At 70.7% G+C, this 20685-nt stretch carries 16 protein-coding genes and 3 pseudogenes; 16 read left to right on the forward strand and 3 right to left on the reverse strand.

Features of this window, described 5'->3' with window-relative positions:
* Window positions 1-199: 199 nt before the first annotated feature.
* Window positions 200-754 (reverse strand): GNAT family N-acetyltransferase, encoded by a 555-nt coding sequence (locus ACIQBL_RS16170; protein WP_401941735.1) that lies wholly within the window; start codon window positions 752-754, stop codon window positions 200-202.
* A 778-nt stretch (window positions 755-1532) separates the two neighbouring features.
* Between ACIQBL_RS16170 and ACIQBL_RS16175 the strand changes: the two genes are divergently transcribed.
* Both ACIQBL_RS16175 and ACIQBL_RS16180 read left to right on the forward strand, forming a co-directional pair.
* Complete coding sequence (locus tag ACIQBL_RS16175) at window positions 1533-2438, forward strand: NAD-dependent protein deacetylase (RefSeq protein ID WP_401941738.1); 906 nt, start codon at window positions 1533-1535, stop codon at window positions 2436-2438.
* Window positions 2439-2990: 552 nt separating this feature from the next.
* The gene (locus tag ACIQBL_RS16180; protein WP_401941740.1) at window positions 2991-4226 is read left to right on the forward strand and encodes an epoxide hydrolase family protein; all 1236 of its coding nucleotides are present in this window, start codon (window positions 2991-2993) and stop codon (window positions 4224-4226) included.
* A gap of 180 nt (window positions 4227-4406) precedes the next feature.
* Here the strand turns inward: ACIQBL_RS16180 and ACIQBL_RS16185 are convergent.
* Window positions 4407-5388 (reverse strand): annotated as a pseudogene (locus ACIQBL_RS16185) (DUF6745 domain-containing protein); the annotation flags it as partial.
* Between ACIQBL_RS16185 and ACIQBL_RS16190 the strand changes: the two are divergent.
* Window positions 5355-6260 (forward strand): annotated as a pseudogene (locus ACIQBL_RS16190) (coproporphyrinogen III oxidase family protein); the annotation flags it as partial. The pseudogenes ACIQBL_RS16185 and ACIQBL_RS16190 sit on opposite strands and share 34 nt — an antisense overlap.
* Before the next feature lie 126 nt (window positions 6261-6386).
* Window positions 6387-7385 (forward strand): CHRD domain-containing protein, encoded by a 999-nt coding sequence (locus ACIQBL_RS16195; protein WP_401941742.1) that lies wholly within the window; start codon window positions 6387-6389, stop codon window positions 7383-7385.
* 267 nt (window positions 7386-7652) lie between these two features.
* Here the strand turns inward: ACIQBL_RS16195 and ACIQBL_RS16200 are convergent, their stop codons facing one another.
* On the reverse strand, window positions 7653-8690 hold the full coding sequence (locus ACIQBL_RS16200; protein ID WP_401941745.1) for a LacI family DNA-binding transcriptional regulator: 1038 nt from the start codon (window positions 8688-8690) through the stop codon (window positions 7653-7655).
* Window positions 8691-8946: 256 nt separating this feature from the next.
* Between ACIQBL_RS16200 and ACIQBL_RS16205 the strand changes: the two genes are divergently transcribed.
* The 12 genes and pseudogenes from ACIQBL_RS16205 (at window position 8947) to ACIQBL_RS16260 (ending at window position 20386) form a co-directional block, all read left to right on the forward strand.
* Window positions 8947-9897 carry a dihydrodipicolinate synthase family protein gene (locus ACIQBL_RS16205; protein ID WP_401941747.1) on the forward strand — a complete coding sequence of 317 codons (951 nt, stop codon included), beginning with the start codon at window positions 8947-8949 and terminating at the stop codon, window positions 9895-9897.
* Window positions 9898-9904: 7 nt separating this feature from the next.
* A complete protein-coding gene (locus ACIQBL_RS16210; RefSeq protein ID WP_401941750.1) occupies window positions 9905-10777 on the forward strand; it encodes an ABC transporter substrate-binding protein in 873 nt (290 codons plus the stop codon).
* A gap of 19 nt (window positions 10778-10796) precedes the next feature.
* On the forward strand, window positions 10797-11516 hold the full coding sequence (locus ACIQBL_RS16215) for an amino acid ABC transporter permease (protein WP_401941753.1): 720 nt from the start codon (window positions 10797-10799) through the stop codon (window positions 11514-11516).
* A complete protein-coding gene (locus ACIQBL_RS16220) occupies window positions 11513-12268 on the forward strand; it encodes an amino acid ABC transporter ATP-binding protein (protein WP_401941756.1) in 756 nt (251 codons plus the stop codon). Before ACIQBL_RS16215 ends, ACIQBL_RS16220 begins: the two co-directional genes overlap by 4 nt.
* A 35-nt stretch (window positions 12269-12303) precedes the next feature.
* Entirely contained in the window at window positions 12304-12597 is a 294-nt protein-coding gene (locus tag ACIQBL_RS16225) for a (2Fe-2S)-binding protein (protein WP_401941759.1), read from the forward strand.
* Window positions 12590-13963 (forward strand): FAD-dependent oxidoreductase, encoded by a 1374-nt coding sequence (locus ACIQBL_RS16230; RefSeq protein ID WP_401941762.1) that lies wholly within the window; start codon window positions 12590-12592, stop codon window positions 13961-13963. The genes ACIQBL_RS16225 and ACIQBL_RS16230 overlap by 8 nt, the downstream gene beginning before the upstream one ends.
* Window positions 13960-15141, forward strand: coding sequence for an NAD(P)/FAD-dependent oxidoreductase (locus tag ACIQBL_RS16235; protein WP_401941765.1), 1182 nt, complete (start codon window positions 13960-13962; stop codon window positions 15139-15141). Before ACIQBL_RS16230 ends, ACIQBL_RS16235 begins: the two co-directional genes overlap by 4 nt.
* Window positions 15138-15518 carry a gamma-glutamylcyclotransferase gene (locus ACIQBL_RS16240; RefSeq protein ID WP_401941768.1) on the forward strand — a complete coding sequence of 127 codons (381 nt, stop codon included), beginning with the start codon at window positions 15138-15140 and terminating at the stop codon, window positions 15516-15518. The genes ACIQBL_RS16235 and ACIQBL_RS16240 overlap by 4 nt, the downstream gene beginning before the upstream one ends.
* Before the next feature lie 26 nt (window positions 15519-15544).
* Window positions 15545-16987 carry a dihydropyrimidinase gene (gene hydA, locus ACIQBL_RS16245; RefSeq protein ID WP_401941771.1) on the forward strand — a complete coding sequence of 481 codons (1443 nt, stop codon included), beginning with the start codon at window positions 15545-15547 and terminating at the stop codon, window positions 16985-16987.
* 140 nt (window positions 16988-17127) lie between these two features.
* Window positions 17128-17758, forward strand: a pseudogene (locus ACIQBL_RS16250) (aminoglycoside phosphotransferase family protein); the annotation flags it as partial.
* Window positions 17759-18360: 602 nt separating this feature from the next.
* Window positions 18361-19245, forward strand: coding sequence for a LysR family transcriptional regulator (locus ACIQBL_RS16255; protein ID WP_401941773.1), 885 nt, complete (start codon window positions 18361-18363; stop codon window positions 19243-19245).
* 85 nt (window positions 19246-19330) lie between these two features.
* Window positions 19331-20386, forward strand: coding sequence for a tartrate dehydrogenase (locus tag ACIQBL_RS16260; protein ID WP_401941775.1), 1056 nt, complete (start codon window positions 19331-19333; stop codon window positions 20384-20386).
* The last annotated feature ends 299 nt before the right edge of the window (window positions 20387-20685 follow it).

The following is a 20685-nucleotide window of genomic DNA, read 5'->3' on the forward strand; positions in this document are numbered from 1 at the left end:
AATAGGTGAGGCCCGGGGACACTGTCCCCTCCACTCCCACGGTCCTTCCAACCACACCGCCCCACCGTGCATTCCCGGGCGGCAACACGACCCTGGCACTGCCCTCGCCATTGCCGTCAGGGCGAAGACGAGGGCATCCGGCTCGCCCGAACATCCGGACCGGAGTAGGGGTAGGGGTCGGGGTCGGGCACGCTTGCTCTCAGGTACCGGGGCTGTTCTTCGGGTGCGTCTTCCATTCCTCGGCCAGGAGCCCGAGGAGCACCTCGTCGAGGAACTCCCCCATCACCCAGGCCGCCGAACGCAGCACCCCTTCGCGGACGAAGCCGTTGCGCTCGGCGGAGCGCAGCATCGCATCGTTGTCAGTCAGCGTCTCGATCTGCAGCCGGTGCAGGCCCCGGACGACGAAACCGTAGTGGCACAGCACCGCGACCACGTCGGTGCCACAGCCCTTGCCACGGGCGGAGGACAGCAGCCAAAGGCCGATGTGCGCGGTCCGGTTGTGGTCGTCGATGCCCCACAGCACGGCGCTGCCGATCAGGGTGCCGGAGTCCGAGTCCACCACGGAGAAGGGTGCGTTCCCCTGCTCCTTGTCGTCCACCGCGAAATGCGAGTCCTTGGAGCCGGGCGTGATCGGCCGCCATGGCCGACCGTTGGCCCGCGCCTGGGTTGCCACGTCGTCGTAGAGCTCCGACTGCAGGATGGGGATGTCGTCCTCGTGCCGGGCCCTGAGCCCGACCTTGTCACCCTTCAGCATGTGAGATTCCTATCCGAGCAGGCCGACCTGCGGCAAACAGTTATACGGCCTCGTCTGCGGGCGGTTCAGAGGTCGGCGAAGGCCGTATGGACAACGTCGGCGAAGAGGCGGCGTGGGTGCCATCGGGGTAGCGATCGGAATCGAGCTCGGGGTGGTGGACAGTGAGCTCGAAGTCCGCGCGGCGCGGGGCGAGCGTGACCGAACTTGACGGAGCAGCCCTCCCGAACACGGCGCCCAACGGTGAGTGGACGCGGACCGAGTCGACCGGAGCTCGGACTCCTACCGGCCTCGAACTCACCCAGCATGTCGGTGACGACCACGCGCCGAGGCGGCAGCAACGCCCCGCCGCGGGCCCGGGCGAACTCGCCAGTACTCACGCATTGCGCCCAGCGCGTCCGCACGGACGGACGTGCCGTGCAGGGACGGGATGACGACCGTCAAGCCGGCCAGAGCATGCGGCTGCCGCCGTCGATCGCGTGGCAGGGAGGATGAAGCCGGACGACACGAACACGACCGCACGCGGCTCGTGGAGACGACTGCCCGCGGCTCGTGGAGACGACCGCGTCCACGTCGTCCGGCGCCGTCACTCCGAGGCGCCGGCCAAGTCCACCCAGTTCACCCCCGACCTCGGCGACCTGGCCGCGATTCGCATTCGACACCGGCACGGCCCACTTCTCAGAGCCGTGCACGAGGAATCACTCCCCGGCGACCGCGACCGCGACGGCGTCAACGCCGACGTCGATCCACGCGGTCGCCGGGGCTTTCGTACCCTGGCGGCATGCGCATGCGTCCCACTCTCAGCTGGACCCCACCCGGGGACCTCCCTCCGGGCACCACGGATCTGGGCGTGGTCACCGACATGCTGAGCGCCGGTGGTGTGCTGGTGCTCAGCGGCGCGGGCATCTCCACGGAGTCGGGCATTCCCGACTACCGGGGCGAGGGCGGAAGCCTGAGCAGGCACACACCGATGCTCTACGAGGATTTCGTCGGCAGCGTCCAGGCACGGCGCCGGTACTGGGCGCGCAGTCACCTCGGCTGGCGCGTTTTCGGCCGCGCCCGGCCGAACGCCGGGCACCGGGCGGTGGCCGCGTTCGGGCGCCACGGGCTGCTGGCCGGGGTGATCACCCAGAACGTCGACGGCCTCCACCGAAGCGCCGGCAGCGAGGGCGTCGTGGAGTTGCACGGCGGCCTGGACCGGGTCGTCTGCCTCGCGTGCGGCGCCGTCAGTGCGCGCAGTGAACTCGCCCGCCGGCTGGAGGAAGCCAATCCGGGCTACCGGCCGGTGGCCGCCGGCCTGAATCCGGACGGTGACGCGGACCTCACCGATGACCAGGTCGCCGACTTCCGGCTGGTGTCGTGCACGGGCTGCGACGGCGTTCTCAAGCCGGACGTGGTGTTCTTCGGCGAGTCCGTGGCGCCGGAGCGGGTCGAGCAGTGCCGTGAGCTGGTCCGGGGCGCTTCCTCGCTGCTGGTCCTGGGTTCGTCGTTGACGGTGATGTCCGGGCTGCGGTTCGTGCGCCAGGCGGCCGGGGCCCACAAGCCCGTACTGATCATCAAACGGGACGCGACCCGGGGCGACGCGCATGCCGTCGCCCGCGTCGAGCTGCCGCTGGGGTCGGCGCTCACCGCTGTGGCCGAACGTCTAGGTGTCCCGCTCGACGACCGGCCGGAGGGTGACGGTTGAACAGTCCGATGCGGCCGAGGGCGCTGCGGTGACCGAGGGGGTGGTCGAGGCCACCTTCACCGCACACGAACAGACGGTCGCCGTTCCGGGCACCGGTGCTCTTGGTCGCCCCCCTCACCGACACCGGCTTGCTCCTCCTGCCCCCACTCTCACTCCCCCGGACCCCGCCTCTGCTGCACAGCCGCACCCCTCGCCCCCCGTCGAACTCGACTACCAGCGCACATCACTGGAGTCGGTGCCTGTGGCGGCGCCCGCCCGGCGAGCGCGTCCCGGACAGACACGGGCAGGTCGAGGCACCGCCCGAGCGGCAGACGGCGGCCACCACCGTCAACAGTGCCGCCATGGACAGCCGCTCCGTGAAGAGGACGGGGACCTACCGGTCGTGAACCGGTCGTGAACCGGAAATCAACCTGATTGGATAGGCCACGCACCTTTCCTGGTCACGCCCTGGTCCGCCGGGCGGTCGGAGGACGCCGACGAGAGGTCACGCGGCAGGCCGTCACGGTTCGCCGTCCAACTGGCGGGCAGCACAGCACAGTTAGGAACCACGCGATGAGCACCCCGTACGGGTTCCCCCTGAAGCCCGTTCCGATCCATGTGCCCGACGAGGTCCTCGACGACCTCCGCGCCCGCCTCGCAGCGACCCGTCCGCCCCTGGACGAGGGGAACGAGGACTGGTCCTACGGCGTCCCCGACAGCTGCCTCCGCAAGCTCGTCGCCTACTGGCGGGACGGCTACGACTGGCGCGCGGCCGAGGCGGCCATCAACGTCCACGAGCACTACCGGGTGAACGTCGCCGGTATCCCGGTGCACTTCATGCGCGAGCCCGGCCGCGGTCCCCGTCCGATCCCGTTGATCCTGACCCACGGCTGGCCGTGGACGTTCTGGCACTGGTCGAAGGTGATCGGCCCGCTCGCCGACCCGGCCGCGTTCGGCGGCGACCCCGCCGACGCGTTCGACGTCATCGTGCCGTCCCTGCCCGGCTTCGGCTTCCCCGGCCCGCTCACCGGCTTTCCGGACGTCAACTTCTGGAAGGTCTCCGAGCTCTGGCACACCCTGATGACCGAGACCCTGGGGTACGACAGGTACGCCGCCGGGGGCTGTGACATCGGCGGCGTCGTCACCAGTCAGCTCGGCCACAAGTACGCCGACGAGTTGTACGGCATCCACATCGGCTCCGGGCTGCCGCTCGACTTCTTCAACGGCCCTCGCGCCTGGGCCTTCGGCAGCAGAAGGCCCCTCACCGACGACCAGCCCGCCGATGTCCGCGCCCGGATCATCGAGATGGACCGCCGCTCGGCCTCCCACCTCGCCGTGCACATGCTCGACGGCGCCACTCTGGCCCACGGCCTGAGCGACTCCCCCGCCGGACTGCTCGCCTGGCTCCTGGAACGCTGGAACGCCTGGAGCGACAACGGCGGGGACCTCGAGTCCGTCTTCACCAAGGACGACCTGCTCACCCACGCCACGATCTACTGGGCGAACAACTCCATCGCCACCTCGATGCGCTACTACGCCAACGCCAACCGCTATCCCTGGACGCCGGCCCACGACCGCACCCCGGTGGTGCAGGCCCCGGTCGGCCTCACCTTCGTCACCTACGAGAACCCGCCCGGCGTCCACACCGCCGCCGAGCGCGTCGAGGCGTTCAAGAATGGCCCGCAGAGCGCGTGGTTCAACCACGTCAACGTCAACGCCCATGACCACGGTGGCCACTTCATCCCCTGGGAGAACCCCGACGCCTGGGTGAACGACCTGCGCCGCACCTTCGGCGACCGCAGGCCCTGACCGGCGCGGCATCGCCACCCGCCACGAGACACAGCCCGGCCACCAGCTCGACGCCATCACCCCGGCCGACATCCTCATCCGGCCCGACACACGATCGACAAGACGCCCCTGGGGCCCCGCCACGAGGGCCTCGCCGATCCAAGCAGCCCAGAGGATGCCGAGCAGCCGGGCAGCGGACTCTCAGGTCTGCCGCTCCGGTGCGTAGGCACTCGTGTCCAGGCCGAAGGTCCAGGCCACCCCCTCTTTGGCCGTACGGGTCGACGGGGGCACTCGCAGCCAGTAGGTGCGACGGGTGCCGTCGGGTTCCGGTGTGGAGTTGAGGACCTCCACCATGACCACGGACTCATCGCCGGCCAGGTCTATCCACCACCGGGTGCCCGTCGCGTCGCGGTGCAGGGGGCGGGCGCCCGAATCGGTGAGGTAGCGGTCGTAGCCGTAGTACTCAAGCATCACGCGGCCCAGTTCGGTGTTCTCCTCGGCCCGGATGCGGTCGGGGGGCAACGTTGGCAGTTCGGCCAGGAAGGCGGCCGGGACCGGCATGCCGCGCCAGGCGTGCAGGGCGAAGCCGTCCGGGTACGCGAGCGCCGGGCCGCCGCCGTGGTCGAGCCGTCCCGCCTCGTCGCGGTGGAGGGACGAGGGGCGCTCCGACAGCACGGCGACCCGCGCGAAACGGCCACCACCAGCCGGCGCCGCGGCACACCGCGGACAGGGCGTCGATCGCACCGTCGTCGGCCGGGAACGCCGCCGGCCACGGCGCGTCGTGCTGTCCGAGCACGGCGTCCAGGAGGAGCAGCCGGATCTCCGCGGCCTCCTTCCCGGTGTCGCCACCAGCCAGGTCCTCGATCACGCCCGCACGGATCCGGTCCACCAGAGACTGCGGCCACGGCCACGGCCACAGCCGACGGCCGACGGCCGACGGCCGGTCGCCGGTCGCCGCCCAGTGAGCCGACCACCCGGTGGGCCCCAACTCGACGTGCAGCAGCCGTCTCGCCGCCGCCCACGGCGCGCTGCGCACCGCGTCCCGTACGCTCGGGCCCCGGTCCGTCAGCTCCCGGACGAGAACGACCGCCGCGCTCGGTGACCCAGCCCAGACCACACCCTCGGGTTCCGCGAGTCCCGCCAACCGGTAGGCCCGCCGTACGCCCGCGGCACCGCGCCGACGTGGAGGCCGCGCTCGGCCGGATCCGGGACGCCGGCGTCCCCGTCCTCAACATCGACCTCGTCTACGGCATCGACGGCCAGACCGAGCAGACCTGGCGCGACTCGCTGGACGCCGCCCTGGCGTGACGGCCCGAGGAGCTGTACCTGTACCCGCTCTACGTCCGCCCGTCGACCGGTCTCGACCGGCACCAGGGGGACGCCGGAGCCTCTACGGCGTGGGACGAGCAGCGGCTGCGGCTGTACCGGGCGGGACGCGACCGCCTCCTCGCACACGGCTATGTCCAGCAGTCGATGCGGATGTTCCGCCGGGCGGACGCCCCGCCCCAGGGCGCCGACGACTACGCCTGCCAGACGGACGGCATGATCGGGCTCGGCTGCGGGGCGCGCTCGTACCCGTCGGCGCTGCACTACTCCTTCGACCACGCGGTCGGCATGCACGAGATCCGCGGCATCATCGACGACTACGTCACGACGGCCGACTTCGCGCACGCGGAGGTCGGCCACCGCGTGGGCGGGCCCGAGGCGCGCCGCCGTCATCTCCTCCAGTCCCTCCTCCAGGCCGAGGGCCTGTCCGTCGCCGACTACCGCGCCCGCTTCGGGAGTTCACCCGACGACGACTTCGGGACGGAACTCGACCGGCTGGCCGGGCGCGGCTGGCTGACCGACACCTGGGGCGGCCTGCTCGCGCTCACCCCGGAGGGCCTGGCGCACTCCGACGCCATCGGCCCGGAGCTGTTCTCCCCCGAGGTGCGGTCCGCCATGGCCGCCTACGAACGGAGGCGGCGTCCTGGAGCGGGTGCCGTCCGCACTCCCCGGGCAGGGCATCGCAGGCGACCGGTGTGCGGCGTAATGTCGAGATCGTGTCCTCAGTGACGCCGTCCCTTCTCAGGCGTGTCTCAGGACTGTCATCGGCTGAGGGATCGCCCCAGGGGCCCCGTGATGGAGGGAGAACGACCGCGGGGCAACCGCGGATCGGCACTCACGGGGAGAACGAGACACATGATGTTCAAGCGATTCGGGACCATCGCCGCGACCGCGATCACCGGCACCCTGCTCCTGACCGCCTGCAACGGCGTGGACGGTGCGGCCGACGCCACCGTGTCGCATCGGGCGGCGGGGGCGACTCGGGCGGCGGGGGCCATCGGCCGCTACTCCGAGAACGCGCCGGGGGCGCGGTACTTCACCACGATCCTCACCGGTGACAACGAGGTACCCGTCAAGGGCAAGCCGGCCGTGGGTGACAAGGACGGCAGCGCGGTGGCCCTCATGCGCATCCAGGGCGACGAGGTGTCCTTCGCGTTCGCGTGGACGGGTATCGGCACCCCGACCATGGCCCATCTCCACCAGGGTGCGCGGGGCACCAACGGTGACGTGAAGATCCCGTTCTTCATGGAGAAGCTCAAGGGCGGCACGCCGTTCGTGTTCGGCACCGTGAAGGTCAAGGACGCCGACCTGCTGCGGAGCATCAAGGCGCATCCCGACCAGTTCTACTTCAACCTGCACACCGCCGAGTTCCCCGGCGGCGCGGTCCGCGGACAGGCCGTCGCACTGCCGGGCGCCGTCTCGCTGCCCGACGCCGTCCGGCACTCGGCGCTGGCCGGCGTCGTCAAGGGGGCCCAGATCTACGCCTGCACCAAGCAGGACGACGGCTCCTACGCCTTCACCCAGGACAACGTCGACGCCACCCTCCAGGGCGGCATCCAGCACAGCTTCGCCAAGCACGGCCCCGCCGGCCCGCCGCAGTGGATCGCTCCCGACGGCTCCTCGGTGACCGGCACCGTCCTCAACAAGTTCGACAACGGCAAGGGCAACATCCCCCAACTCCTGCTCCGCGCACAGCAGACCGGCAAGAGTGAGGGACTCCTGTCCAAGACCACCGCGGTCCTGCGGCTCAACACCGCCGGCGGCGTCGCCCCGGCCGGCACCTGCAACCCGGCCACGCAGCCCACGGCCCGCGTCCCCTACACGGCCGACTACCTGTTCCTCGCCACGAGGTAGCAGCAGCGAGCGGCACCGACCGAACCGCCGGAGCCGTACCCAGCCAGGCGATGCGAGTCCCGCGCGGACTCGCATCGCCGTGTGTTCGGTCCCGGTGCCGTCAGGTGGCGCTCACCTCTCGACGTCCCCGGTCTCGGGTTCGTCCCCCCTCCTCCGAACGACGCCGGGTCACGACGTCCAGCCACTGGGCGTCGCGCTCCGCCGCCGAGTCGGCGGAACCACAAGAGGAGCCGACAGGCCGGCCGACCGAAAGATCGGCCATGGGTATCACTGCGATAGACGCGGGACAGTAGTCGAGTCGCGTACCACGAGCCGGGAGCCGACACGGATGAGCCGGCCGACGCCCTCGGTGCCGGCGTCGCCGTTGTCGGGGCCGTTGTCGATGCGGCGCAGCAGTTGCTCCGCGGCGAGTTCGCCGAGGTCGCGGGCTCCGTTGTCGACGACGGTGATCGGCGGGTGCCAGTACGGGAACCAGGGTGCCTCCTCGTGGCACACGAGCGAGAGCTGCTCCGGCACCCGGACCCCGAGCTGCACCAGGGCTCCGAGCACTCCGAACGTCGCTTCGTGGTTGGCGCTGTACAGCGCGGTGGGCCGGTTGTCGGCGGCCATCAGCCGCATGGCCGCCTCCGCGCCGAACGGCACGGTGAACGGACCGCGCGCACACAGGGCGGGGTCGGGTTCGAGCCCGGCGGTGGCCAGGGCCGCGGCGAACCCCGCGTAGCGGTCGCGTCCGGAGTCGACGCCCGGCGGGCCACCGATGAAGGCGATGCCCCGGTGCCCGAGGTCGAGCAGATGACGGACGGCCAGTTCGGCGCCGTCCCGGTCGGCGGCCATCACGGAGTCGCCGGGAGCGCCGTCGGGGGTGCGCATCAGGTTGACCACGGGGATACCGGCCGCGCTCACCTCCCGGACCATCGCGGTGTTGTCGCCCGTTCCCACGATGATCAGGCCGTCGACGCGGTGGTCCAACAGCATGTCCAGGTAACGGCGTTCGCGTGCCGGGTCCGAGTCGGTGACGCACAGCAGCACTTGGTAGCCGCGTTCGTCGAGCCGCTGCTGGAGGACTTCGGTAATGCGGTGGAACGAGGCGTTCACGAGGTTCGTTATCACCAGCCCGACGAGGTTGCTGCGTCTGGTGCGCAGTCCGCTGGCGATCCGGTTGGGGCGGTAGCCGAGGCGTTCCGCCGCCGACTGCACCGCGCGCTTCGTCTGCGCGCTGACCCGGCTGGAGCCACTGAGCACCCGCGAGGCCGTGCTCTTGGAAACCCCTGCCGCCTCGGCCACCTGGTCCAAGGTGACGGCCACCGGCCCACCCCCGATCATGAAATCGATCCCATGCGGCCCTTCTCACGCGCCGAGCCGTGATCGCCATCATGTCAGACGCGGTCGAGTCGATGGCGTAAACAATGCGTTTCGCCAGCAGATTCCGGCCAGAACGAGGTTGACCGGCACCTTCGGCCGGTGTCACGGTGCTGTGCAATCGATCCCACAGAGTGGTCCCACAAGGCGACTTCCCAACGGGACGTGCTGACGGGACAGACACTCGATCGGAGCACACACGATGAGCACTTCCGGCGCCGCGCCCTGGCGCGGCTACTGGCCGGCCGCGCCCACCCCCTTCGCCGCCGACGGCTCCCTCGACGAGGACGCCTGGCGCGCACTGCTCTCGCTGTACGCGGAGCACGGCGTCCACGGTGTCCTGGTGAACGGCACGACCGGCGAGTGGTTCTCCCAGACCCCGGAGGAGCGCCGCCGGGTCGCCGAGATCGCGGTCGCGGAACTCTCCGGGCAGCTACCGGTGGTGATCGGCTGCGGCGCGTACACCGCGGCCGAGTCCGCGCGGTACGGCGAGCACGCCCGCTCGATCGGCGCGGACGGCATCCTCACCACCCCGCCGCCCTACGTCCACCCGAGCCAGGACGAGATCCACGCCTTCTACGCCACTCTCGCCGGGACGGTCGACCTGCCGCTCATGGTCTACAACTGGCCGCGCGGCACCGCCGTCGACATCAGCGTCGACACCCTGGCCAGGCTGGCCGAACTGGACACCGTCGTGGCCGTCAAGGACAGCTCCGGCGACGAACTGAAGGTCGCCGACACCTGTGCCGCCCTGGCCGGGAAGGTCCAGGTCTTCGGCCGCTTCATCCACCGCCGGGGCATGGCCGTCATGGCCGAGTTCGGCGGCGCCGGGAACATCGACGGCGGCGGCCTCGGCGCCCCCTTCGCCGTCCCTTTCTACGAGGCCTACTGGGCCGGTGACCTCGACCGGGCCCGGGAATGGTCCGCACGTTACGAACGGCTTGTGAACCTGCTCGTCAACGACGACTACAGCTCACGGTTCGCCTCACCCACCTCGCAGCTCAAAGCCGCCATGCGGCTGCTCGGGCAGCCCGGAGGGCATGTACGCCCCCCGCTGCTCCCCCTGGAGGACCCGTCCGCGCTGACCGCCCTGTCGGCGGCGCTCGACGAGGCCGGGCTGCACCCCTGTTCCACCAGCACCGGAAAAAGGTGAACCGACCGTGCGCAGACTTCTCATCGCGGCCTCCTCCGCCGCCGCCCTGCTCCTGACCGTGGCGGCCTGCGGCAACGAGGACTCCTCGTCGTCCGCCGCCGCGGCCCCGACCGGCTGCACGCCCAAGGTGGCCAAGTCGGACCTGGTCAAGGCGGGCACGCTGACGATCTCCACGAACGCGACCCTGCCGCCCATGCAGTACCTCGACGCGTCCAGCAAGATCGTCGGCATGCGGGTGGACCTCGGCAACGAGATAGCCCAACTCCTCTGCCTCACCCCGAAGTTCGTCAACATCCCCTTCGACGCGCAGATCCCCGGTGTGCAGTCCGGACGCTGGGACATGATCGACACCGGCATGTTCTACACACCGGAGCGCGCCAAGACCATCAAGCTCGTCCCCTACGAGGTCCAGGGCGTCTCCATCTCCGTCGCCAAGGGCAACCCGAAGAAGATCACCTCCGAGGACGACCTCTCCGGCAAGACCATCGCCGTGGAAGCGCCCGGCTACGAGTTCGACACCCTCACCGCGCTCAACAAGGAACTCAAGGCCGCCGGCAAGAAGCAGGTCACCGTCCACACCTTCACCACCACCGCCGACGCCTACCAGGCGCTGTCCGCGGGCCAGGTCGAGGGTGTGGCCATCGTCGAGGCGGTCACCAGCTACTACCAGAAGGACGGCCGCTTCGAGACGGCGGTCAAGGGCATGAACCCCGCCCCGCTCGCGCTCGGTTTCGGCAAGCAGAAGCCCGCCGACGCGGTCGCCGACGCGCTCAACACCCTTCGTACCAACGGCTACTTGACCACGTTGTTCAAGAAGTACGGCGTCACGGCCTACACCGGCGACCTCAAGGTGACCACCGGCGCGATCAGCGCGAAGTAACCAGCGAAGGGCGAGAGCCATGTGGTCCTGGGATGCCTTCTTCTCCTTCCTCACCAATCCCCAGCTCGTTCAGGGAGCTTGGACGACGATCTGGCTGACCACGGTCAGCATGGCGCTCGCCCTGCCGCTCGCCGTACTCGTGGCGCTCGGCAGAGCGTCCCGCTTCAGGCCGGTCCGACTCGTCACGGGCTTCTACGTGTGGCTGATGCGCGGCACCCCGCTCCTGGTCCAACTGGTCATCATCTACACGGGTTTGCCCCAGCTGGGCCTGCGTCTCGGCGTGATCAGCGCGGCCCTGACCGGCCTGGTCCTCAACGAGGCGGCGTACCTGTCGGAGATCGTCCGCGCCGGGGTGATGTCGGTCCCGCGCGGCCAGTCCGAGGCCGCCCGCGCGCTGGGCATGCCGCCGTGGAAGGTGTTCCGGGTGGTGGTCATGCCGCAGGCGCTGCGAGTGATGGTCCCGCCGCTCGGCAACAGCTTCAACGGGCTCCTCAAGACAACGACCCTCGTGTCGGTGATCTCGGTGGAAGAGCTGCTGCGTCGCACCCAGTTCGCCGTCCAGACCAACTTCCGTGTCCTGGAGGGCCTCACCGCTGCGGCCCTGTACTACCTGGCGATGACCACCCTGTGGGGCTTGGTCCAGCGGTGGCTGGAGATCCGGGTGGGCCGCGGTCACGAGAACAGGCCGACTGCTGGCCGCCGCATGAAGAGCGCGGTCCTCGAATTGGAGACCCGATGAGCACCGAGACGGTCGTGGAAGCGCGCCAAGTACGCAAGTCGTACGGCGGAGTCGAGGTCCTCAAGGGCGTCGACCTGACGGTCCGGCAGGGCGAGGTCGTCCTCGTCCTGGGCCCGTCGGGCGGCGGCAAGAGCACCTTCCTGCGCACCCTCAACCACCTGGAGACCCCCGACTCGGGCACCGTCACCATCTGCGGCGAACGGATCGGCTACGGCGAGCGCGGCGCCCTGCGGGAGCGGCGGATCGCCGTCCAACGGCGGCGTACCGGCATGGTGTTCCAGCAGTTCAACCTGTTCCCGAACATGACCGCGCTGGACAACGTGGCGTCGGGTCCGGTGCACGTGAACGGCGTGTCCAAGGCCGAAGCACGCGTCGCGGCAAGCGAGTTGCTCGCGATGGTCGGCCTCGCCGACAAGACCGGCTCCTACCCTTCCCAACTCTCCGGCGGCCAGCAGCAGCGGGTGGCCATCGCCCGTGCCCTGGCGATGCGCCCGGAGCTGCTGCTCTTCGACGAACCCACCTCGGCGCTGGACCCGGAGATGGTCGGCGAGGTCCTCGACGTCATGGTCCGGCTCCGCCAGGAGGGCATGACCATGATCGTCGTCAGCCACGAGATGGGGTTCGCCCGGGCGGCGGCCGACCGGGTCGTGTTCATCGCCGACGGCACGGTGGTCGAGGACAAGTCCCCGGACCTCTTCTTCTCCGCGCCGGAACACCCACGCACCCGCCAGTTCCTGGACCGCATCCTGTGAACCCCCCACCCCTCTTGAGCACTGTGAGCACAGCCATGAGCACCAACTCCCTTCCACAGACGGTCACCGTGACCATCGACGGCACCCCCGGCCGGGCCTGGGCGGGTCAGTCCGTGAGCGCCGCCCTGGTCGCGGCAGGCATCTGGCCGCTGCGCCGCAACCCGGTCAACGGGCAGCTGCGCGGCCCGTTCTGCGGCATGGGTGTCTGCCTGGAGTGCGAGGTGACCGTCAACGGCCGCCCTGGCACCCGCAGTTGTACCGCGCACGTCACTGACGGCATGGACATCCGCACCCACACCGAGCCCCTGCCGACGGCCGCGCATGGCTGACGTCATCGCGGAGTCGGAGGTGGACGTCGCGGTGGTCGGCGGCGGCCCTGCCGGGCTGCACGCGGCGCTGGTCCTGGCCCGGGGCGGGCTGAGCGTCGTACTGCTCGACGAGTCCGACACCCTGGGCGGTCAGTACTACAAGCGCCGGGCCGAGCAACTCACGGCCGCCTTCGGCGACTTCCGCCCACGTGGCACCCAACTGATCCGCCAGGTAAGGGAGTCCGGCGTCGACTGCCGTACCGGCACCCTGGTCTGGGGCGCCGAGGACGCCGGCCGCACCCTCTTCACCTCCGACGTCCGCACGGGCGCCCTCGGTCGCATCAGCACCCGGGCAACACTCGTCGCCACCGGCGCGTACGAACGCTCACTCCCCTTCCCCGGCTGGACGCTGCCGGGTGTGGTCACCCCCGGGTTCGCCCTGCACCTGGCCACGATGGACCGGGTTCCCGTGGGCCAACGGGTGGTGCTCGCCGGGACCGGCCCGTTCCTGCTCCCGGTCGCCTGCGCGCTGCTGGAGGTGGGCGCCCGCATCGAGGCACTGGTCGAGCTGAACCACCCCTACCGGCCCGGGATTTCCTCGATCGCCGGCGCTCTTCGGCAGCCCGCCCGGCTCGCGGAGGCGGCCCGCTATCTCCTCACTCTCGCCCGGCACGGCGTCCGCGTCGAACAGGGCGCGCGCGTGCTGGCCGCACACGGCGACACCCAGGTCACCGCCGTGGACATCGGCCAAGAGAACGGCAGCGTACGGCAGTTGAGGACCGACGCGCTGTGCGTCGGCTTCGGCTTCCGCCCCAGCACCGAACTCCCCCGGCTGCTCATCTGCGACACCGAGCCGGACCCGACGGGCACGGAGCAACTCCCGGTCGTGGACACGGACGGCGCGACCTCCGTCGACGGCTTGTACGTCGCCGGGGACTGCGCCGGTATTGCGGGGGTGCACGCGGCGGGCGTACGGGGAGAGCTCGCCGCCCATGCGATCCTGCGCCGCCTGGCACCCGAACGCGCTCCCGTGCGGGTGGCCGGCCTCCGTCGCCGGGCCCGCGCCCTGGACCGTTTCGCCGAACTGGCCGACCGCCTCTACCCGTTGCCGACCACGGCGGACATCTCCGACGCCACCCAGGTCTGCCGCTGCGAGGGCGTCACCGCGGGCGAGATCCGGGAGTCCGCCGCGACCGGCTGGAACGACGTGCACGGCACCAAGGCCGCCACCCGCGCCGGCATGGGCCCCTGCCAAGGACGCGAATGCGGCCACATCGTGGCGGCGTTGGCCGGGCGGGGCGAGGGCCCGGCGGAGTGCTTCGCGGCCCGGATGCCGATACGGCCGCTGCCCATGGCGGCGACGGTCGAAGGGCAGGAAGTCCCGTGACCCGGCCCGACGTCGTCGTCATCGGCGCCGGCATCCTCGGCGCCAGTGCCGCCTTCCACCTCGCCGAACGCGGGTACCGGGTCGTGGTGTTGGAGCGCGGCGCGCCCAACCGGGAAGGCTCCGGCACCACCGCTGGCAACCTCCACATCCAGGCCATCCACACCCGCCGCCCCGGCCAGGAGATCCCGGTCGACAGTGCGCGGCTGCTGCCGCTGCAACGCCGGGCCTCCGACCACTGGTCGCAGATCGAGGAACGGCTCGGCGCGGACGTGGAGTTGCGGCGCGGCGGCGGCTTCATGGTCGCCGAAACCGCCGTACAGGAAGAGGAGTTGAGGGAGAAACACGAGTGGGAGAAGCGGGCGGGCATCCCCACCGAGGTGCTCACCGGCGACGAGGCCCGCAAGGAACTGCCGTTGCTCTCCGACCGTGTACGCGCGGCCAGTTGGTGCCCGCTCGACGGCTACGCCAACCCGCTCCTGATCACTCCCGCCTATCTGGCCGCCGCCCGCCGCCTCGGCGCCCAAGTGCACGCCTTCACCCCGGTGACCGGCATCCAGCGGGTCGGCGACGACTACAAGGTGCTGTCGGGCGACCGGAGTTGGACGGCTCCCGTGGTCGTCAACGTGGCCGGGCCGTGGATCACCGAGGTCTCCGCACTCGCGGGGGTGGGGATACAGATGTCCCCGGTCGCGATCCAGATGCACGTGACCGTGCGGGTCCCGCCGGTCATGCATCACCTGGTCCAGCACATCGGCGAGGGCATGTCGGTCAAGCAGGTCAGCGCGGGCAATCTGCTGATCGGCGGTGGCTGGCCGGCCGGCGAGCTGGACATGTCGGGCCGCAGCACCGTCAGCGTGCCCAGCATGGCCGGCAACCTCGCCCAGGCCGGGCGCATCCTGCCCTTCCTCGGCGATCTGAGGCTGCTGCGCATGTGGGCAGGGCCGCTGGCCGCGACCCCTGACGAGATGCCGGTCATCGGCGAAATCCCCGGCCACCCGGGCTTCTTCGTCGCGGGCGGCACCTATGCCTTCACCCTCGCCCCGGTGTGGGGCGACACGCTGGCCCGCCAGATCTCCGGCGAGGCCCCGGCCGACCCGGTGGACGACCTGGGCCCCGGCCGCCTGCTGCACGACGACGCCACCACTCCCGTATCACTCCGAAAGGCACTCCCCCTATGACCCTGAGAATGTTCGTCAACGGCCAGGCCATGTCCGGAGGCACCCTCCACCACGCACTGGGCGAGGCCCGTCTGCTCGGCCCCGCTCGCACGGCACCCGCGTACCGCTTCTTCTCCGTACGCGACGAGTTCCCCGGCCTGCACCCGGTCGCGCAGGGCGGCGCATCGATCAACGGCGAGGTGTACGAGGTCAGTTACGAGGTGCTGCGCGAGCGGCTCCTCCCCGAGGAGCCCGCGGAACTGGAACTGGGCGTGATCGCGCTGGCGGACGGCTCGGGCTCCTTCTCGATGCGGATGCGCGCCTCCGCGCTGACAGCCCCCGACGTCGTCGACATCACTGCCCACGGCGGCTGGCACGCCTACCTCGCCACTCTCTGACACCTCGTCCTCGCTGGAGGTTCGCCATGTCCCACCACCCCTCATCGATCGAAGCCGTTGCGCCCGTCCAACCCGTCGACCTCGTCGTGCGAGGCGGCACCGTGGTCAACGCCGACTGGCAGGGCGCCGCGGACGTCCTGGTGGGCGGCGGCAAGGTGCTCGGGGTGGTGGAGCCGGGCGCGTACCGCACCGTACAGGCGCCCGGCACCACCGAGTTGGACGCCTCCGGGCGCCTCGTACTGCCCGGCGGAGTGGACCCGCACTGCCATGTCGGCTTCACCTCGGGGGACTTCACCTCCCTGGACGACTACCGCCAGGCCACCACGGCGGCCGTCTTCGGCGGTACGACCACCATCGTGGACTTCGCCATCCCGCGCTCCGGCGAGAACCCGGCCGACGTCGCCGCGGTCCAACGCGCCAAGGCGGAACAGGGGTTGTGCGACAGCGCACTGCACGGGTGCGTGGTCGAGTGGGACGACACCGTGCCGGAACAGCTGCGGTCAATGGCCTCCGACGGCATCGTCACGGTGAAGATGTTCACCACCTACCGCGGCGAGACCATGGCCGACGAGAAGACCATCCTCAACGTGATGACCACGCTGCGGGACCTCGGCGGCATGGTGGTCATCCACTGCGAGGCCGACCACATCATCGCGGACACGCAGGAGCGCAGCGCGGCGGCCGGGGCAATCAGCTCGGGCCATCACGCCGGTACACGGCCGGAGTTGGCCGAGAACGCCTCGGTCGCCGAGATCCTCGCCATCGCCGAGTCGGTGTCGGCCCCGGTGTACTTCGTCCACCAGTCGACACCCGAGGCGGTCGACCTGGTGGCCCGCGCCCGGAGCCGGGGAGTGCGGGCGTTCACGGAGACCGTGGCCCACCACCTGGTCCTGGACGACACGGCGTACGCGGGCCCGCACCCCGAACGCTTCGTGTGCTGCCCGCCGTTGCGGGACGCCGGCACGGTCGCCGGACTGCGCTCCCGGCTGCTGATGGGCCAGGTGGCGACGATCGGCAGCGACCACTGCTGCTACGACACGGCCCAGAAGGAGTCGGTGAGCCACGACGTACGGGCAATGCCCAACGGTCTGCCGGGAGTTGAGACCCGCATGCCCGTGATCTTCAGCGAGCTGGTGGTCAGCGGCGGCCTGCCGATGGGCCGCTTCGTCGAGTTGATGTGCGCCAACCCGGCCAGACTCAACGGCCTCTATCCCCGCAAGGGAGTCATCGCGCCCGGCTCGGACGCGGACCTGGTGATCTGGAACCCCACGGCCACCCGCACCGTCCGCAGTACCGGCCTGCACATGGCCACGGACTACACGCCGTACGAGGGCATGTCCGTCACCGGCTGGCCGGAGACCGTCGTGGTGGGCGGCCGTCCCGTCGTCGAGGCCGGCCGGCTGACGGACACCGAGCCCCGGGGCCGCCACCTGCGCTCGGGCCCGCTGAGCCGGTCCCTGGTGTGCTGATCGCGCAGTTCAAGGACGACCCGGATCTGCGATGCCGGCCTCCTCCACACCGAGTGCCAGGAGGCGCGGGCCTGCGTCCTGGATGAGGCGTGACACCTCGCCGAAGGTGACGTACGACCCACGCCGCGCTCAGAATCCAGATGCCCCGCGAGGAGAAGACCGCCCTACTGATCGGACTGCGGGCCTGGAACGGCGATGGCATCGTGCGGCTGCTCGACCACGACCAGCAGAGCGGTCCCGTGCTGCTGGAACGCCTGGACAGCTCACGCACCCTGGCTTCCGTCGAGGACGACGACGTGACCAAGAGCGCCTTGGCCACGCTCACGGTCCGGCTGCACTCCGTCCCGGCACCCGAGGTCCTGCGCGGCCTCGGTGAGATCCCGCGCGACCCGCCGACGGCCGCCGCCACCCTGCCAAACCCCGAGGACCAGCGGCAGCTGGGCGTCGGCAGTCGCCGCGCCGGCCGGCGAGCCCGGCGAGCCCGGCGAGCCCGGCGAGCCCGGCGAGCCCGGCGAGCCCGGCGAGCCCGGCGACCGGATGCTGCACTGGGACCGGCACTACGGCAATGTTCTCGCCGCCGGGCGCGAGCCGTGGCCGGCCATCGGCCCTGAGCCGCTCGTCGGCGATCCGGGCTTCGACCTGTAGCCCGCGCTGGACAGCGGCTGGGAGAGACTTCTCGCCACCGGGGACGTCCCCGGTGGCCCGGCGCCGCTTCGACCTCTTGACCAGGCACTCGGGCTGGAGCGCCGACGTGCGGCCGGCTGGACCCTCCTGGCAGGGGACGCCATAGTCGGGGGGCGTCGATGCAGTTCAGCAGCAGGGACGCCGCCGTGCGGGCGATCTCCCGTTTGTCGGGCGAGACCGTGGGGAGGCTGGGCCCACTGAAGCCGGTCGGTGGTCGGTGGTGCGATCCGCGGCCAGCAGGGCACCGACCGGCTGTACGGGGTGAGGTGAGCCAAGTCTCTGGAGATGACTGCGGTCCGGACACCTGGGCGCCCGGACCATGGCCCGTCACGGGGCTGAAAAAGCCACAGGTCAGCCACCCGGCGCCGCCCGAACCGTCCCAGTGCGCGGCAGCCGCGCCTGTTCCGAGTACGGCGCCGGCGACCACGTCGCCCTGATAGCGCACCCCGGTGTGGACGCGCGAGAGCCCACGGCACAGGCCCGCCTGCCGAGAGGGCCGTCTACTACGGTGCGTCCACGGCTGGGTGTCCGACCTCTGAGCGACGCGCGCATGGTCTCCGTAAGGACCGCAAGGAGTGCCGACGAGATCGCGGCACAGGCATGCGTGAATCCTCCTCAGGAGGGCGCGACGGCTGAGCGCTTGTCCGTCGCCCGACCCTGGATCCGTGCGGTGAGGAGATCATGAGGCCATGGATGTTCGGCAGCTGGAGTACTTCCTCGCGATCGTGGATCACGGCGGTTTCAACCGGGCGGCATCGGCCCTGTACCTCTCACAACCGTCGTTGTCCCAGGCCGTCCAAGCGCTGGAACGGGACTTGGGCAGCAGTCTCTTTCACCGGATCGGCCGCCGTGTCGTACTCACCGAGGCGGGGACCGCGCTGATCGAACCGGCCCGGGCGGCAGTGCGCAGCCTGGAGACAGCCCGCGCCAGCGTGGCGGCCGTGCACGAGCTGCGCGAGGGGTGTCTGGACATCTCCGCCATGCCGTCCCAGGCGGTGGAGCCGCTGACCACCATGATCCGGGCGTTCACCGCCCGCTATCCCGGGGTGTCGGTGAACATCCGGGCCGCCTTCACGTCCCGCGATGTCGTCGACATGGTGCGCACCGGCGCCGCCGAACTGGGCCTGCTCGCCACGCCGCAACCACTCACCGACAAGGAGGTGGTATCGCACGCCGCCAGGGAGCAGCGTTTCGTCCTGCTCGCCCCTCCGGACGGGCCGTTCCGGGCGGGCCGACCGGTCACCTGCGAGGAGTTGGCGGGACAGCGGCTGATCGTGGGGCAGCGGGGCACCGGGATGCGGGCCTACGTCGACAGCCTGCGCGAGCGCGGCATCGACTTCGCCATCGCGGCGGAGACCGAACACCGGGTGGCGATCCTCCCGCTGGTCCTCGCGGGCGTCGGGCTCGCCGTGGTGACCGATTCCTGGCGCTCCGCGGCCGAGCGGGCCGGGGCTCTGGTCCTGGACATCGAGCCGAGGACGACGCTGCGCGTCGCGCTCATCAGCCGCCACGCCGAGCAGTCGCCGGCCGCACGCACCTTCGTAACCTGCGCCCTTGAGGCCATCAGGCACTGATCACGCGCCTTATAGGCCAGTCCTATAAGGCAGATCGACAAAGTGTCTTGGACGTGTCCGTGCCCGGATTGCTGCAATCGGGGACATGACCCATCACCACATCGCACTCATCCCCGGTGACGGCATCGGCGCTGAGGTGCTGCCACCCGCTCAACAGGTCCTCGACGCCGTCGGCGCGCGCCACGGCTTCGGTTTCTCGTACACCTCCTATGACTGGTCCTGCGCGCGGTACGTCCGCGAGGGCGCGATGATGCCCGCCGACGGTCTCGACCGACTTCGGGGCAAGGACGCGATCCTGCTCGGCGCGGTCGGACATCCGGCCGTGCCGGATCATGTCTCGCTGTGGGGACTTTTGATCCCGATCCGGCGCGGATTCCGGCAGTACGTCAACCTGCGGCCGATCCGCGTCTTCGACGGCATCGACAGTCCGGTGCGCGGAGCGTTGCCCGGGAAGGTCGACCTCGTGGTCGTGCGGGAGAACGTCGAGGGCGAGTACAGCGAGATCGGCGGGCGCCTGCACCGCGGTTTCCCGTCGGAAATGGCCGTACAGGAAGCCGTGTTCACCCGGGCCGGCGTGACCCGGGTGCTCGACTACGCCTTCGAGCTGGCCGCGCGCCGGGACGGGAGGCTGACCTCGGCGACCAAGTCCAACGGCATCGTCCACACCCTGCCGTTCTGGGACGAGCTGGTCGCCGAGCGAGGCGCCGGGTATCCGCAGGTGGCCTGGGACCAGGAGCACATCGACGCGCTCGCCGCCAAATTCGTGCTCGACCCGGCCCGTTTCGACGTGGTGGTCGCCTCCAACCTCTTCGGCGACATCCTCAGCGACCTCGCCGCGGCCGTGGCCGGCTCCATCGGCATCGCCCCGTCCGCCAATCTCAACCCCGAGCGCGAGTTCCCCTCGATGTTCGAGCCGGTGCACGGCTCCGCACCCGACATCGCGGGGCGCGGCATCGCCAACCCGCTGGGCGCGATCTGGTCCGCAGCCCTCATGCTCGACCACCTGGGCCACTCCGAGGCGGCCAAGGACATCACCGACGCCATCACCGCGGTGCTCGCCAAGACCGACATCCGCACCCCCGACCTCGGCGGCAGCGCCACCACCACCGAGTTCACCGAGAAGCTCCTCGAACTCCTCTGACCGCGACCAGGAGTGCTCCAAGGGGGAACGCGATACCGTCTGCCCGGGTTTCTTGGGATTCCTCGCCCCAGGCGTTCGTCGGGGACGACCGTCCCCTATGAGGAGTCCTCTAGGGTCCTATTCGCTCCGCCGCTCCTGCGGGCCGCTCCGCTCCCTCGGTGGGCGCATGCCCCGGGCTTCCGGCGAGGAACTGCGCTGCGATCAGCGCAGCCACAGCAAGCGTGGTGACTCGTGCCAGGTGCCGGGGTGAACGTGTCGCACGGGCTTCCCCACGCGGCTTCTCCTCTTGCTCCGCAGAC

The organism is Streptomyces sp. NPDC088350 (assembly GCF_044753545.1).
Lineage (GTDB): Bacteria > Actinomycetota > Actinomycetes > Streptomycetales > Streptomycetaceae > Streptomyces.